The organism is Marinobacter sp. V34 (genome assembly GCF_055524115.1).
Map to the genome: position 1 here is coordinate 185,958 of NZ_JBUPZY010000003.1, position 14,269 is coordinate 200,226.

Genomic DNA, 14,269 nt, shown 5'->3' on the forward strand with positions numbered 1-14,269 from the left:
CGTCTCTGCAGTAGGAGTGGACACCCCCCATGGCATTACAGCATACGTTTGGAGAGCTCAGGTCTCAGTTAGCAAAAAGGATCATTGGCCAGGAAAAACTGGTGGACCGTTTGCTGATTGCCCTGTTGGCCGATGGCCACCTTCTGGTAGAGGGCGCTCCCGGCCTGGCAAAAACCACTGCCATCAAGGCCCTCGCCGACCACCTCGAAGGCGACTTCCACCGCATCCAGTTCACTCCGGACCTGCTGCCATCCGACGTGACCGGCAGTGAGATCTACCGAGCCGAAACCGGACAATTCGAGTTCCAGCACGGCCCGATCTTCCATAACCTGGTGCTGGCAGACGAAATCAACCGCGCACCGGCCAAGGTACAGTCAGCGTTGCTCGAGGCCATGGGCGAACGCCAGGTCAGTGTCGGCATGCGTACGTTCCCTCTGGATCGCCTGTTCATGGTAATGGCCACACAGAACCCCATCGAACAGGAAGGCACTTACCCCTTGCCTGAAGCCCAGCTCGACCGATTCCTGATGCATGTGGTGATTGACTACCCCTCAGCCGTGGCCGAGAAAGAGATCCTCCATCTGGCGCGTAACGACTACCGCCGCGGACAGATTGCCGCCGAAGTCCGCCTGACGGCCGAACAGGTTTTCGAGGCCCGGCATGCGATTTCCGACATCTACATGTCAGAGCCCGTCGAGCAATACCTGCTTGCCCTGGTACTCGCCACCCGTGACCCAGCGTCACTCGATCCGGAACTGGCTCGCTGGACGGCCTTTGGTGCCAGCCCACGAGGCACCATTGCGCTGGATCGCTGCGCCAGGGCTATGGCTTGGCTGGAAGGACGGGACTACGTCAGCCCGGACGATGTTCGGAACATTGCCTTCGATGTCCTTCGCCATCGTATTCTGCTGACGTTCGAAGCCGAAGCCGAAGGCCTGACTGCAGATGCCATTATCCAGCGCCTGATAGACCGTGTTCCGGTAACAGCCTGACACCGTGACCATGACACCCGAAGAGCCAGCAACCCATATTCCCCTTTCCGGCCTCATTCGCCTGCAAGCAGACGCGCGCGCATTGAAGCTGCCTGCTGCCCGTCCGGTCAGGTCGCGGCAAGCCGGCTTGCAACGCTCTCCCCGTCGCGGGAGAGGCATGGCCTTTGCTGAAGTACGCCAGTATCAGCCTGGGGATGATATCCGCAGCATCGATTGGCGGGTGACCGCCCGACGGCAGTCGCCACACACAAAGCTCTATGAGGAGGAGCGCGAGCGCCCCGTGCTCCTGCTTTGCGACCTCGGGCCTTCACTGTTTTTCGCCAGCACCGGCGCTTACAAACAGGTCCGCGGCGCCCAGATTGCTGGCATCCTGGCCTGGCTTGCCCTCTGGTCTGGCGACCAGGTGGGGGGCATCGTTTTCAATGGCAACGAGCTCACTGTACAGCGCCCGGCGCGGCGCAAGAAATCGGTACTGCGGTTCCTCGACACCGTGGCAAGACAGCAAAGAAGCACGCGCAACTCGAATGCCGACGCAGCCGCCAGCGCGGAAAACGCCACCCTGGATACTGCACTGCGAGAAGCACGCCGGGTGGCTCATACCGGTAGCCGCATATTCGTCATCAGCGACTTCCTGTCCATTACCACTGAAACGTCGCGGCTACTCGGTTCACTGGCACGTCACAACACGGTCAGTGCACTGAGAATTGTTGACCCATTGGAACTGAAGCTGCCTGAAAGCGGTCGCTTCGCCATTGCCGGCGAGGACGGACCGGTATGGTTCGACAGCAGCAACCCTCGCTTTCAGAAGGCCTATGCGGACAAGGTTCGCCAGCATACTGAGGCCCTTGATGAGTGCTTTCGAACGGCGGGAGTACAACCCGCCAGCGTCATGACCGGCGACCAGCCCGCGTTGGCGTTGCAAGCACTGCTTGGCCCCCGAGGTCACATCGGATGACAGGAACCGAAAAGAACCCATGATGGAACAGGACCCACTGAGCCGGCTCAGAGACATTCATCTGCCACAACCCGGAGGTTTCTGGCCACCTGCGCCTGGCTGGTGGCTGCTAATGGCTGTCGCCATTGCCCTGGGCATTCTGGCTTTCGTGCTGATCCGAAGGAAATGGCGCAAAAACCGCTGGCTGAAAACCGCCAACACAGAATTGAACAGACTGGAGCAGGCAGCAACACCCAACAGCCAATGGTTCGGTACTCTGAACGCTTTACTGAAACAAGCCGCGCGTATCCGCTACCCCGAACGGCTCCCGGAATCCCTGTCCGGCGAACCCTGGGTTCGCTTTCTTCTGGAAACCAGCCCGAAGGATCGCATAGCCTCACGCCCGGTGGTGGAAGCCATGGTGAACAGCAGCTGGCAACCGACCCCCGAGTGCCATACCAGTGATGCTGTCGCGTTCGCCCGTGTTTGGCTGGGAGGCCAGAAATGCTGAGCCTTGCATTTCCATGGGCCCTGTTGCTGGTTCTGGTACCCCTGATTATCCGTTTACGCAAACGCAGTGCTCAGGCTGTGGAGGCACCTGTATTCCCGGTCGGCCACTGGCTGTCAGACCTGCCGGGCGTCAGCCGTAGCGGCAGTCACGCCCCCCTTTGGCAGCAACTGGCGCTGTTGTTGATCTGGCTGTTGCTGGTCGTGGCCCTGGCGCGCCCGCAACACGTCGGCGAACAGGTACAGTTGCCGGTCAGCGGCCGTGACCTGCTTCTGGCAGTGGATATTTCCCCGTCAATGGACGAACAGGACATGGTCATCCAGGGCCGCAGCATAAACCGGCTACAAGCGGTGAAGCGCGTACTGGATGACTTTATCCAGCGCCGTGAGGGTGACCGCCTGGGGCTGCTGTTGTTCGGTACGGAACCCTATATCCAGGCGCCACTGACCTTTGATCTGGCCACCGTTCGCACGCTGCTGCATGAGGCAGGTATCGGCATGGCCGGACGGGCCACGGCCATCGGCGACGCCCTTGGTCTGGCGGTCAAGCGCCTTCGTGATCGTCCTCAGGAGCAACGTGTGGTGATCCTGCTGACCGATGGCGCCAACACCGCTGGTGAGATAGCGCCAGACAAGGCGGCGGAGATTGCAAAAGCCGCTGGCGTACGCATCTACACCATTGGGATTGGTGCTGAAACCATGGTCCAACGTGGGCTGCTCGGCTCCCGCCGCGTCAACCCATCCCGTGACCTTGATGAAGGTCTGCTGACGCGAATTGCCCAGCAGACTGGCGGTGAGTACTTCCGGGCCCGCAGCCTACCCGAACTGGAGCTGATCTATGAAAGCATCAACCAGCTTGAACCCATCGAACTGGAAGGCAAGCACTATCGACCGGTGACGGAACTGTACGCCTGGCCTGCCGGGATTGCGGTCCTGATCTGGCTGCTACTCCAGGGCGCCAGAATTGCCAGCAACCGGCTTGCGACCGGAAATGACGCACCGGGAGGAAGTCATGGCTGATTTTCACTTCTTGCGCCCACTATGGTTGCTGTTACTCCTTGTCGCCCTTGTTCTGCCGATGGTGTTTAAACGTGTCCGCCAGAGCGACAGCGGCTGGAGCCGCGTGATACCGCCGCAACTGCTGCGTCCACTGATTAGCCAGTCTGGTGCTGCCGGCAGTCAAAAACGCTCGCCCGTATTGCCGGTCGTAGCGGCCATCGTAGTGCTTGCCGTTGCCCTTGCCGGCCCGGCGTGGCGTAAGGCGCCCACGCCACTTCAACAACAAAACGACAGTCTCGTCATCGTGCTGGATCTTTCGTTATCGATGCTTGCCACCGATGTAACACCCGACCGCCTGACCGTGGCCAAGCGCAAGATTCGCGATGTCCTGAAGGCACGGGAGGGCAGCCTAACGGCTCTGGTGGTCTATGCGGCTGACGCTCACGCAGTCACCCCACTGACGGACGACAGCAATACCATCGAGGGCATGTTGGAGGTACTCGAACCGGTGATCATGCCGGCTGCAGGAAACCGGACCGATCTCGGCATACAACGTGGTCTTGACCTTCTGGAACAGGGCGCCCCCGGAACCGGGCGACTGTTACTGATTGCGGACAATGTGGACAAGCGTTACCTCGCACGCATTAACGATACCCTGACGGGCAGCCGGTTCGCGCTCAGCACACTGACCGTTGGCACCTCAGAGGGGGGACCCATACCGCTGGCACGCCAGGGATTCATACGTGACGGTGGCGATATCGTGATTACTCGTGCGGACCCCGCAGGCATGGAGGAACTGGCAGAAAGCAATGGTGGAGACAGTCACAGCCTGACCATTACGGACGAGGACATCCGCACCCTGGAGCTACGCCCCATCGACTCGGACAACTGGGAAGACAGCGAGCGCGATCTGACGGTCAACCGTTGGCAGGACGATGGCTACTGGCTACTGTGGCTGGCAGCGCCACTGGCCCTGCTCGGCTGGCGTCGCGGTGCCATGGTGGTGGTACTGGTAACACTTTTGCCCCTCACCCCACGTCCCGCAATGGCCATGGACTGGGACGCCCTTTGGTCCCGGGAGGACCAGCGTGCGCCGGCGTTGATCGAAGAGGACCCGGAACAGGCCGCCAGAATTCTCGACGATCCGCAATGGCGCGGTAGCGCACTCTATCGCTCGGGCGACTATGAATCCGCAGCGGGCGCGTTCGCCAGCGAAGACACGCCAATGGCAAGCTATAACCGCGGCAATGCCCTGGCCCGTGCTGGCAAGTTGGAAGAAGCCCTCAAAGCTTACGAGAATGCACTGGCGAAACAACCTGAGCATGAAGACGCCTTGTTCAACCGAGACCTGGTCAAACAAATGCTGGAGCAGCAACAGAACCAATCCAGCGGAGACGGCAGTGAATCTTCAGACCAGGAAGGCGATCAAAAGCAACAGGGCAACCAGCAGAACTCACAAAATGGGTCAGATACCCAGAACCAGGACGGCGACCCGTCAGATCAGGCGGGGCAGAACCAGCCTGACAATCAACAGAATGAACAGCAGAACAACGAGCCACAGGATAGCCAGCAAAACGGGCAAGACGAGACTCAGGAAAAGCAGGCGGAGCGTGATCAACAGCGCCAGCGTGATGCCGATTCTTCGGAAGGCGACGGCCAGGCATCCAGGGCGCCGGCGGAACTGGACACCTCTCCACTAACCCAGGGCCAGGAACAATGGCTCCGGCGCGTGCCCGATAATCCGGGCGGCCTGCTAAGACGCAAATTCCTGCAACAATACCAGGAACGAGAAACACCATCTGACGAGGGCGACACACCATGGTAAGCCGGCTGACCGGTCCATTTGTTCTGATACTGCTGCTTGTCTCCATGGCGGGGCCGGCCATGGCAGCGAACGATCTCACCGCTGAACCCGACAGAACCCGCCTTTACGAGGGAGAGGTGCTTACCCTGAGCGTCAAAGGCAGCACCAAAATCGATATCAATCTGGGAAACCTGTTCGATTTTGACTTGTCGAGTCTGCCAAAGCCGGACATCGAAAAGGTAGAAGGCGATTTCGAAATTCTCGCCCGCAATCAGCAATACTCCATCCGCACTGTCAACAATGAGATGGTGGGCGAGATCACATGGACTTATCAGCTCGCGCCCAAAAAGACCGGCAAGTTGACCATTCCGTCCCTGAGCTTCCGCGAGTCCCGTTCAACCCCCGTCACCATTGAGGTTATCAGCGGCACCCCACCCGATCAGGAGACCGAGGCCCAAAGAGACAGCTTTATCGAGCTGGCCGCGGACAAGGACGAAGTGTACGTTCAGGAACAGCTGGTGCTCACCATCAAGCTGTTTTTCACCGGCAACCTCATTCGCGGCGAGCTCTCCGAACCGGAGCACCCAGATGCCATTGTCGAATCACTGGGCAAGCAGAACGAGTACACCCGCTACCGGGACGGTGTTCGGTATCGCGTGGTTGAACGCCGCTACGCACTGTTTCCCCAACGTGAGGGACAACTCAGCCTGCAACCTATCCGTTTTGAAGGTCAGGCCCGGAATGAGCAGGGCCAATTGAAGTTTCTGCGCGACAGCGCCAACCTGTTTGATATCACCGTCAAGGGTGTACCGGCAGGATTCAGCGGCGACACCTGGTTGCCCACCCGCAAGCTGGAGCTGGATGAGTCCGGACTGCCACCAAACCAGAACCTGACAGCAGGCCAGAACCTCACCAGAAGCCTAACCATGAGGGCGGAGGGCCTGCCGGCCGAATCCCTACCGCCGTTTCCTGAACGGATGCCCGATAGCATAAGGGCCTACCCTGAAAAGCCCGAGCGCACGACCACACCTGACACCGAAGGGCTGACCTCGACACTGGCCCAAACCACGGCACTGGTACCGGTTCAACCGGGAAAATTGACATTGCCCGAAATCCGGGTCCCCTGGTGGGATACTGAAAGCGATAGCGAAAAAGTGGCGGTTATTCCGCCACGTACGCTGACGGTGGAGGGCATACCCGGCCAGATTAACACCACGCCCGACACCTCTGCCGGCTTCGAAGAAGATGCCACCGAGGGCGACACTGAACCGACTTCCAGCCAGCCTGACGGGGAATCAGGTGCCGGATTCTGGCCCTTGGCCACCCTGGCCGTTCTGGTGGGCTGGCTGATCACACTGGCGGCCTGGTGGTACAGCAGGCGCCGCACCAATTCTGACAAAGTCATGGCAAGCCAGGGAGATAACAGGGAAAAGGTGCTATTCCGGGATCTGTGTGAGGCAGCACAGGCGGGATCGCCCAAGACGACCGACCTGCTTGTGCGCTGGATGTCTCAAAGACATCCGGAGCGCACTTTCCAAAGCGTAACAGACGTGAACCGGTTTCTGAACGACACCGAGCTGGCCGCCGAGATCGAACAGCTTCAACAGCGATTATTCGGGACACCCGGTGAATCGGCCACGTCGGAGCCCTGGCAGGGAGAACGGCTCGTGGCAGCGTTGATCCGCGTGCGTGGAACCGCCGGTGAATCAGCTCCCGGGGATCAGTTGCCGCCGCTCTACCCGCAGGGCCTGAGCACCAGCCAGTGACAGATTACTGCACCAGTTGGGTGTCAATCACCAGGGTGACAGGCTCGTTTTCGCCTTCACCCACTGGCACCGGCTGATCCACCGCGCCCTGCCAGTCACCCGCCTGGGGCCTGGCGTTGCCAGAGCGCGACAGGCGCGCTTGCAGGCGCACTTCACCCGCCTCCGACAGCTTTGCATTCGCGGACATGTTGAAGCGGTCGTCCAACCGGATCTCCATCGGTAACTGGCCCGCACTAAGCCGTGCCACAGCCAGAGGTGGCCCGCCCTCAACGTTCGCCCGACGCGCCAGAACAAACAGGGTGGTGTCGTCAGGAATCTCGCCCTGGAATACGTCGTCTATTTCCACCCGGACGGTCACGCCGGCCCCGGATACCTCTGACGGCTGCTCCTGTGGCATCTCCCGACCCAGGCGCTGGTAGGCTTGCTCAATGCCCTGGCGGATGGACGCAATCTGGGGATGATTGGGCGCCACCGACACGATGCGCTCCCAATACCGGATCGCCTCCTCAAAGTTCTGCTGGCTGAAGGCATGGATACCGAGCAGGCCGAGGGAATTGACCTCGTCCGGATTCAGCGATCTGGCCTTTTCAATGGCGTTCGACACCTCTGGGTTGAGATCACCCTGACTCAGGAAGAATGCTGCCTGGGCTGACAACCCCCAAGCGACGGCTTTGCCGCTCTCATCATTCTCAATACTCTCTGCCAGCCGTTCGAAAGCCCACGCCGCATCCTCATACTGCTCAATGCGCATATAGCTACGCCCCAGCATGGCCCAGCCATCGGTGTTCTCCGGATTGTCCTCCAACCGCTCGCGGAGCTTGGCAGTCAGTTCCTGCATCTGGCCCAGACGATCACTGTCGGCTGCCATCATTTCCTGCATGGTGCGGAACTGCTCGACGTCGTCCATGGCCCCCCACTGTCCGTAAAGGTATACCGCAGCGGCGGGAATAACCGCGAGGCTGGCAATCGCAATGACGATGGCGCTTTTCCCGCCCCTGGCCCGATCCGGTGAATCAATAACGCCACGCTCAGCATCCGGGACATCATCAAGCATGCTGCCGGCCAGCTCTTCCCGGAGCTGTTGATAGCTTTCCTCGTCCAGCGCGCCGGCTTCAAACTCGCGATCCAGTTCCGCCATTCGGCTGCGATATGCCAGCAGGTTCTGGTTGCGCAGGTCCATCTCGGCGCGCCGGCCGGACCGGTGCAGGAACAACGGCGCTACCACAAACGCCAGGGCAAGTACGATTAATACAGCGGCCGTCAGCCAAAAGGTCTGTGTCATAGAACGGTCATTAATCCGGTTGAAAAGGAGTGTAGTTTGAAGTCAGGTACGACTGGAATCATCGCCATCGAGCATCCTGGACGCCCTCGCACGCTCTTCATCGGTCAGGGCCGGTTTGTCCTGACCAGGTCTGCGGGAACGAATCACAATCCCGGCTATCACCATCAGGCCACCCAGGACCACAATGGCTGGCGTTGCCCACAGCAGGATGGTGCGGCTGTCCACTTCGGGTTTGTATCGCACGAATTCACCAAAGCGGTCGACCAGCGCTCCAACAATTTCCTCATTGCTGGCGCCGTCGGACATCATCCGATACACCTCGTCGCGCATGTCCTTGGAAATCGGCGCATTGGAATCGGCGATGTTCTGGTTCTGGCATTTCGGGCAACGCAATTCCGAAATCAGGGTCTGGAACCTCTGCTCCTGCGCCTGCGTATCAAAACCGTATACGTCGCGAGTGACCGCCGCGGACATCGGTACAATTGCAATCAGCACCAGTAGTGAAATTACCGGGCGCCACATCAGATTTTCTCCCTGAACCGGTCGACGATGGGCTTGATGTCCCGCTCCCACACCTTCTCGTTGACCACGCCAACGTGGCGGTAACGCACGATACCTTCGGCATCAATTACATAGGTTTCCGGCGCGCCATAGACCCCCAGATCGAACCCGAGGCTGCCACGGGGATCATAGATCGACACTTGATACGGGTCGCCCAACCGATCCAGCCAGACCAGGGCGTCGTCACGGTTGTCCTTATAGTTAAGGCCAACGATGCGCACACCTTTCTCTTCCGCCAGCCACACCAGGTCGCCATGCTCATCCCGGCAGGCCGGGCACCAGGTACCCCAAACGTTCAGCAAAGACACCTGACCCTCAAAAACCTCACGGGTCAGCTCGCGGTTCTTATCGTGGAGATCCGTCAACAGAAATTCGGGCACCGGCTTGCCGATCAGAGCCGACTCCAGTTTGTTGGGGTCCTTACCAATACCGGCGAACAGGACCACTCCGAGTACCACGGCGAGGATCAGCGGTGTGAACAGCAGCAGCCGCTTCATGATATCGCTCCTGCCGGGTCTGCGCCGCGCTCACCGCCTGCATTCGACGCTTTGGCCTTGCCGTTTGCCGCAACCTTGTCGCGAATGCGATAGCGGCGATCCGAAATCGCCAGGAAACCGCCAGCGGCCATAAACAGCGCTCCCAGCCACAACCAGCGGACCAGCGGCTTGTATTGAAGCCGGATCGCCCAGGCATCATCAGACACCCGCTCACCAATGGCGACAAAAATATCCCGGAACAGACCGCCGTCAATACCGGCTTCGGTCATGGTGTTGCGCTGAACCATGTATCGGCGCTTCTCGGGGTAAAGCGTTGATATCAGACCGCCATCCGAATCGTAAACCTCAAAACGACCGTATTCCGCGGTGAAGTTCTGTCCTCTTCGATTACCAATCTCAGCAAACGCAACGCGATAATCCCCCACCATCGCGGTGTCGCCAGGCGACATGCGCACATCCCGCTCAATGCCATAGTTGGAGGCGACCGTCGCGCCCGCCATGGTGATGGCCAACCCCAGATGCCCGAACACCATGCCGTAGTAACTGCGGGATTGGCGCTTCAGGCCGTGTAGACGGCCCTTCCGTGACCCGGACTTTTCCCAGAGATCCCAAAAGGTCGCCACCGTAATCCACATTGCTGAGAACAGGCCCCCAAACGCCCAGGGCTCGAATGTGCCATACCCGACCAGCACAGCCGTAGTGCCAACGATACTGACTGCCAACGGCCACAACAGTTTGCGGCCCAGCCAGCCGCCGTCGGTTTTCTTCCAGCGGGAGAATATACCTGCACCCAAAATCAAGCCGGCGGCAATCCCCAGTGGACTGAAGGTCAGGTTGAAGAAGGGTTCACCGATCGACAGCCGCCCCATATCCAGATAGTCCAGAACCAATGGATAAAGGGTACCCACCAGCACCAACAGGGTTGCCGCAACCAGCAACACATTGTTCATCAGCAGGAAGATTTCACGAGACAGGCTGCCGTAACGGGAGCGCACATGCACCACCGGCGCCCTGAACGCATACAGAGTCAGGCTTGAAACAATGGTGATCGCCAGTAACACCAGCAGGAAAGTACCCCGGTCCGGGTCGGAGGCAAACGCGTGCACCGACGTCAGCACCCCGGAACGCACCAGGAAGGTGCCCAGCAAACTCAGGGCGAACGTCACAATGGCCAACAGTACGGTCCAGCTCTTGAAGACGCCGCGTTTCTCAGTCACCGCCAGGCTGTGCATCAGCGCGGTTCCCGACAACCAGGGAAGCAGCGAGGCGTTCTCAACCGGGTCCCAGAACCACCAGCCGCCCCAACCCAACTCGTAATAGGCCCACCAGCTACCCAGGGCAATGCCCAGGGAAAGGAAAGCCCACGCCACCGTCGTCCAGGGGCGGGACCAACGTGCCCAGGCCGCGTCCAGTTTGCCATTGATCAGCGCGGCGATGGCAAAGGCAAAGGCCACTGAGAAACCCACATACCCCATGTACAGCATGGGTGGATGCACGATCAGCCCGAAATCCTGCAACAGCGGGTTCAGGTCGGCGCCATCGGCCGGCACATTGGGGAGCGTACGATCGAAGGGGTTGGAGGTCATGATGGTGAACAGCAGGAAACCCACTACGACCATTCCAAGCACCGACAACACCTGGGACACCATTACCGACGGCAGGCGCCGACTGAACACGGCTACCGCCAGTGTCCAGCCAACGAGCATCAGTACCCAGAGCAACAGGGAGCCTTCATGGCCGCCCCAGACCGCGCTGAACTTGTAGTACCAGGGCAGCATGCTATTGCTGTTGTTGGCGACATAGGCAACGGAAAAGTCATCCGTCACAAACGCATGGGTCAGAAGACCAAAGGCCAAGGCCACAAACACGAACAGGCCCGCAGAAAGCGGCCGGGCAAAAGCCAGCAACTGGTCACGCCCCGTCACCGAGCCCGCCAGGGGGACCACGGAAAGGAGCACTGCCAGCAACAGTGCGAGTATCAGTGTGATCTGTCCGAGTTCCGGATACATCAGGGTTCTCCAACTCTCTTAAACGTGGGCCAGCAACGCTAGTAACCGGCGCTGGATTCACTGGCTGCCCCGGGCATGGCAGCCCGCTTGCCGGCCGCCTTTTCGAGGGCGTCGTTCACTTCCGGTGGCATATAGTTCTCATCGTGCTTTGCCAGCACCTGATCCGCGACAAAACGACCATTACCGTCCATGCGCCCCATGGCGACAACGCCCTGCCCTTCGGCAAACAGGTCCGGCAGGATGCCGGTGTACTCCACCAGTACCGACGACGTAAAGTCCGTTACCTTGAACTCTACTTTCAGGCTCTCCGGATCACGTTGCACCGACCCCTCTTGCACCATGCCACCGGCACGGATGCGAACGTCCACCGGCGCTTCGCCGGCGGCAATCTGGCTCGGGTCGTAAAACAGGTTGATGTTCTGTCGCAGCGCGTAGGTAGTCAGGGCCACGGCCACCGACACCCCGACAAGGAGAAAAAGGACAATGATAAGCCGTTTTTTTCGGATCGGGTGCATGTTTGATATACCAGTCAGTCTTGTGAAGATTCAATTCGGGTAAAGCTGGCCGCCGCTGGGCGCTCGTCTGCCGACGTGACAGGTGCCATGCGGCGTCGATGTTGCGCAATAACGACCCGCCGCTGACGCAGCGACCACCACGTGGTGGCACCCATCAGCAGGAAAAACACCCCATAGCAGGCCCAGACGTACGGGCCATGGCCTCCCATCGCCAGGAAAGCGCCTAAAGAGTCGAATGCCATCGGGTCAGTTCTCCTGTGCCTGAACCAGTTCTTTTACCCAGCGCGTGCGGCCTTCACGCGCCAATATGTCGGTCTGCATTCTCAGGCAGGCGAGCCAGCCAAATATCAGATAAAGCCCCAATACCGAGAGCAACAGAGGCACCCACATTTCTGCGGGCATACTCGGTTTTTCCGTGAGCTTGAACGTCGCTGGCTGGTGCAGGGTATTCCACCACTCCACGGAATATTTGATGATCGGTATATTGACCACCCCTACCAGAACCAGCACAGCCACGGCGCGGGCGGAGGATTTCTCATCGGAGATGGCCGCTCCCAGCGCCATCACCCCGAAATAAAGAAATAGCAGGATCAGCATCGAGGTAAGCCGGGCATCCCATATCCACCATGTGCCCCAGGTAGGCTTACCCCAAACCGCGCCGGTAAACAGGGCCAGGAAGGTCAACACCGCACCAACCGGCGCCACAGCTTTGACGAAGACATCGGCCAGTTTCATACGCCAAACCAATGTCACCAGCGCAGCGACTGCCATCATGATGTACACGGACTGAGCCAGAAACGCGGACGGTACATGAATAAAAATGATGCGGTAACTGTTGCCCTGCAGGTAATCCTGTGGCGCAAACACCACCCCCCAGACTAGGCCGGTCAACAACAGGGCAGCCCCTGTCACAAGCAACCAGGGCATCAGTGTTGAGGCAATGCCGAAGAACCATTTTGGTGACCCCAGCTTGTGAAAAATTTGCCACATCAGGTTATTACCTTTTTACCTTTAACTGTTGGACAGACTGATTCTCAGCGCCGCAGCCGACGCAAATGGTGCCAGTGTCAACGCCAGCACCAGACACGCCCCCATTAGCGCAAGCTGTCCGCCCACCGGTCCGTTTTCAGAAGCTGCCATCACAGTACCGGTGCCAAAAATCAGCACCGGAATGTACAGCGGAATGATCAGCAGGGACAAGAGCACACCTGCCGACCGCAACCCGAGGGTCAATGCCGCACCGATAGAGCCGATAAGACTGAGGACCGGAGTTCCAATGAGCAGCGTTAGACACAGAACGGCAACAGAGTTCCCCTCAAGATGCACCATCACACCCAAAACAGGCGCCAGCATCACCAGCGGCAGGCCAGTCAGCACCCAATGGGCCAGTGATTTCGCCAGTACCAGTAAAAACAGCGGCTGGGGCTGCAGTACCAGTTGTTCAAGTGTGCCATCGTCGAAATCATGACGATAAAGATGATCCAGCGACAATAACACGGACAGCAACGCCGCAACCCACAGGATACCGCTACCCGCCTCTCTCAGGAATGATACTTCGGGGCTAACGCCAAGGGGAAAAAGCGTTACAACCATGACGAAAAACAGCAACGGATTGAGCAGATCCTGAGGCTGGCGAAAGGCCGTTTTCAGATCTCTCAGGAATACGGCTTTCATGGCCGATAACGCACCCACCGACTCCTCGGGTGTACGAACAGGCAACCCAGTTTCAGAGACCATGGTCAGGGCTTCCCCCCAGGGTAATTCGGTGCATCGAGGGTGCATCAAGATCGTGGTGCGTGGTCACCACGATAGCGCCGCCACTTGCTACCCGGTCCACCAGAAGTCGCTCCAGGGCAGCCACACCGTGAACATCAATGGCGGTAAATATCTCATCCAGAATCCACAGCGGCTCATCTGCAACCAGCAGCCTGGCAAGCGCCACCCGCCGTTGCTGTCCGGCGGACAGATTACGGCTGGGTACGTTCTGGAAACCACCCAGGCCAGTGCCTTCCAATGCCTGCCAAAGCACCTTATCAGTGACATGCCGGCGCCCGGCCATTAAGGCGCGGAGATTTTCCATGGGGGTGAGCAACGGTTTGATACCCGGACGATGGCCAAGGTAGAGCATATTGCGGAGGAATTCCTCCCGGTAGGTATGACGGGGGCTACCCCGCCAGAGCAGGTCACCACTGTAACTGTCGTTCAATCCCGCGAGAATTCTCAGCAACGTGGTCTTGCCAGAGCCGTTAGGCCCCTCGACACGGGTCAGAGTACCGGGCAGTATGGAGACAGAAAGATCCCGGAACAGCATCCGGTCATCACGCTCACACTGCAGATTGACAGCCTGTAGTAACGGCTCAGACATCGGGGCCCCAGAGCTGGTGTACACATTACTGACCCGGC

At 59.3% G+C, this 14,269-nt stretch carries 15 protein-coding genes; 6 read left to right on the forward strand and 9 right to left on the reverse strand.

Features of this window, described 5'->3' with window-relative positions:
* The first annotated feature begins 29 nt into the window (after window positions 1-29).
* From AC0B60_RS06320 to AC0B60_RS06345, 6 genes are read left to right on the forward strand one after another with little or no spacing between them, the layout of a single operon-like run.
* Window positions 30-992 (forward strand): AAA family ATPase, encoded by a 963-nt coding sequence (locus AC0B60_RS06320; protein ID WP_465084918.1) that lies wholly within the window; start codon window positions 30-32, stop codon window positions 990-992.
* A 10-nt stretch (window positions 993-1,002) separates the two neighbouring features.
* A complete protein-coding gene (locus tag AC0B60_RS06325) occupies window positions 1,003-1,947 on the forward strand; it encodes a DUF58 domain-containing protein (protein ID WP_465085172.1) in 945 nt (314 codons plus the stop codon).
* A gap of 19 nt (window positions 1,948-1,966) precedes the next feature.
* On the forward strand, window positions 1,967-2,437 hold the full coding sequence (locus AC0B60_RS06330; RefSeq protein WP_465084919.1) for a DUF4381 domain-containing protein: 471 nt from the start codon (window positions 1,967-1,969) through the stop codon (window positions 2,435-2,437).
* Window positions 2,431-3,453 (forward strand): vWA domain-containing protein, encoded by a 1,023-nt coding sequence (locus AC0B60_RS06335; protein WP_465084920.1) that lies wholly within the window; start codon window positions 2,431-2,433, stop codon window positions 3,451-3,453. The genes AC0B60_RS06330 and AC0B60_RS06335 overlap by 7 nt, the downstream gene beginning before the upstream one ends.
* On the forward strand, window positions 3,446-5,257 hold the full coding sequence (locus AC0B60_RS06340) for a vWA domain-containing protein (protein WP_465084921.1): 1,812 nt from the start codon (window positions 3,446-3,448) through the stop codon (window positions 5,255-5,257). Before AC0B60_RS06335 ends, AC0B60_RS06340 begins: the two co-directional genes overlap by 8 nt.
* Entirely contained in the window at window positions 5,251-7,002 is a 1,752-nt protein-coding gene (locus AC0B60_RS06345; protein WP_465084922.1) for a BatD family protein, read from the forward strand. Before AC0B60_RS06340 ends, AC0B60_RS06345 begins: the two co-directional genes overlap by 7 nt.
* Before the next feature lie 4 nt (window positions 7,003-7,006).
* Here AC0B60_RS06345 and ccmI read toward each other — a convergent pair whose 3' ends face one another.
* From ccmI to ccmA, 9 genes are read right to left on the reverse strand one after another with little or no spacing between them, the layout of a single operon-like run.
* Window positions 7,007-8,284, reverse strand: a complete 1,278-nt coding sequence (gene ccmI / locus AC0B60_RS06350; protein WP_465084923.1) for a c-type cytochrome biogenesis protein CcmI — start codon at window positions 8,282-8,284, stop codon at window positions 7,007-7,009.
* 42 nt (window positions 8,285-8,326) lie between these two features.
* Window positions 8,327-8,806, reverse strand: coding sequence for a cytochrome c-type biogenesis protein (locus AC0B60_RS06355; RefSeq protein ID WP_465084924.1), 480 nt, complete (start codon window positions 8,804-8,806; stop codon window positions 8,327-8,329).
* On the reverse strand, window positions 8,806-9,342 hold the full coding sequence (locus tag AC0B60_RS06360) for a DsbE family thiol:disulfide interchange protein (RefSeq protein WP_465084925.1): 537 nt from the start codon (window positions 9,340-9,342) through the stop codon (window positions 8,806-8,808). Before AC0B60_RS06360 ends, AC0B60_RS06355 begins: the two co-directional genes overlap by 1 nt.
* Entirely contained in the window at window positions 9,339-11,351 is a 2,013-nt protein-coding gene (locus AC0B60_RS06365) for a heme lyase CcmF/NrfE family subunit (RefSeq protein WP_465084926.1), read from the reverse strand. Before AC0B60_RS06365 ends, AC0B60_RS06360 begins: the two co-directional genes overlap by 4 nt.
* Before the next feature lie 38 nt (window positions 11,352-11,389).
* The gene (ccmE, locus tag AC0B60_RS06370; RefSeq protein WP_465084927.1) at window positions 11,390-11,866 is read right to left on the reverse strand and encodes a cytochrome c maturation protein CcmE; all 477 of its coding nucleotides are present in this window, start codon (window positions 11,864-11,866) and stop codon (window positions 11,390-11,392) included.
* Between the two features lie 14 nt (window positions 11,867-11,880).
* The gene (gene ccmD, locus AC0B60_RS06375; protein WP_465084928.1) at window positions 11,881-12,108 is read right to left on the reverse strand and encodes a heme exporter protein CcmD; all 228 of its coding nucleotides are present in this window, start codon (window positions 12,106-12,108) and stop codon (window positions 11,881-11,883) included.
* Between the two features lie 4 nt (window positions 12,109-12,112).
* On the reverse strand, window positions 12,113-12,856 hold the full coding sequence (locus AC0B60_RS06380) for a heme ABC transporter permease (protein WP_465084929.1): 744 nt from the start codon (window positions 12,854-12,856) through the stop codon (window positions 12,113-12,115).
* Between the two features lie 21 nt (window positions 12,857-12,877).
* Window positions 12,878-13,603 carry a heme exporter protein CcmB gene (gene ccmB, locus AC0B60_RS06385; protein ID WP_465084930.1) on the reverse strand — a complete coding sequence of 242 codons (726 nt, stop codon included), beginning with the start codon at window positions 13,601-13,603 and terminating at the stop codon, window positions 12,878-12,880.
* Window positions 13,593-14,231, reverse strand: a complete 639-nt coding sequence (ccmA, locus tag AC0B60_RS06390; RefSeq protein ID WP_465084931.1) for a cytochrome c biogenesis heme-transporting ATPase CcmA — start codon at window positions 14,229-14,231, stop codon at window positions 13,593-13,595. The genes ccmB and ccmA overlap by 11 nt, the downstream gene beginning before the upstream one ends.
* Window positions 14,232-14,269 lie beyond the last annotated feature (38 nt).

Bases quoted from the DNA above. Each gene is read 5' to 3' on its own strand.
- AC0B60_RS06320 (WP_465084918.1), top strand. From the start codon at position 30: ATGGCATTACAGCATACGTTTGGAGAGCTCAGGTCTCAGTTAGCAAAA.
- AC0B60_RS06325 (WP_465085172.1), top strand. From the start codon at position 1,003: ATGACACCCGAAGAGCCAGCAACCCATATTCCCCTTTCCGGCCTCATT.
- AC0B60_RS06330 (WP_465084919.1), top strand. From the start codon at position 1,967: ATGATGGAACAGGACCCACTGAGCCGGCTCAGAGACATTCATCTGCCA.
- AC0B60_RS06335 (WP_465084920.1), top strand. From the start codon at position 2,431: ATGCTGAGCCTTGCATTTCCATGGGCCCTGTTGCTGGTTCTGGTACCC.
- AC0B60_RS06340 (WP_465084921.1), top strand. From the start codon at position 3,446: ATGGCTGATTTTCACTTCTTGCGCCCACTATGGTTGCTGTTACTCCTT.
- AC0B60_RS06345 (WP_465084922.1), top strand. From the start codon at position 5,251: ATGGTAAGCCGGCTGACCGGTCCATTTGTTCTGATACTGCTGCTTGTC.
- ccmI (WP_465084923.1), bottom strand. From the start codon at position 8,284: ATGACACAGACCTTTTGGCTGACGGCCGCTGTATTAATCGTACTTGCC.
- AC0B60_RS06355 (WP_465084924.1), bottom strand. From the start codon at position 8,806: ATGTGGCGCCCGGTAATTTCACTACTGGTGCTGATTGCAATTGTACCG.
- AC0B60_RS06360 (WP_465084925.1), bottom strand. From the start codon at position 9,342: ATGAAGCGGCTGCTGCTGTTCACACCGCTGATCCTCGCCGTGGTACTC.
- AC0B60_RS06365 (WP_465084926.1), bottom strand. From the start codon at position 11,351: ATGTATCCGGAACTCGGACAGATCACACTGATACTCGCACTGTTGCTG.
- ccmE (WP_465084927.1), bottom strand. From the start codon at position 11,866: ATGCACCCGATCCGAAAAAAACGGCTTATCATTGTCCTTTTTCTCCTT.
- ccmD (WP_465084928.1), bottom strand. From the start codon at position 12,108: ATGGCATTCGACTCTTTAGGCGCTTTCCTGGCGATGGGAGGCCATGGC.
- AC0B60_RS06380 (WP_465084929.1), bottom strand. From the start codon at position 12,856: ATGTGGCAAATTTTTCACAAGCTGGGGTCACCAAAATGGTTCTTCGGC.
- ccmB (WP_465084930.1), bottom strand. From the start codon at position 13,603: ATGGTCTCTGAAACTGGGTTGCCTGTTCGTACACCCGAGGAGTCGGTG.
- ccmA (WP_465084931.1), bottom strand. From the start codon at position 14,231: ATGTCTGAGCCGTTACTACAGGCTGTCAATCTGCAGTGTGAGCGTGAT.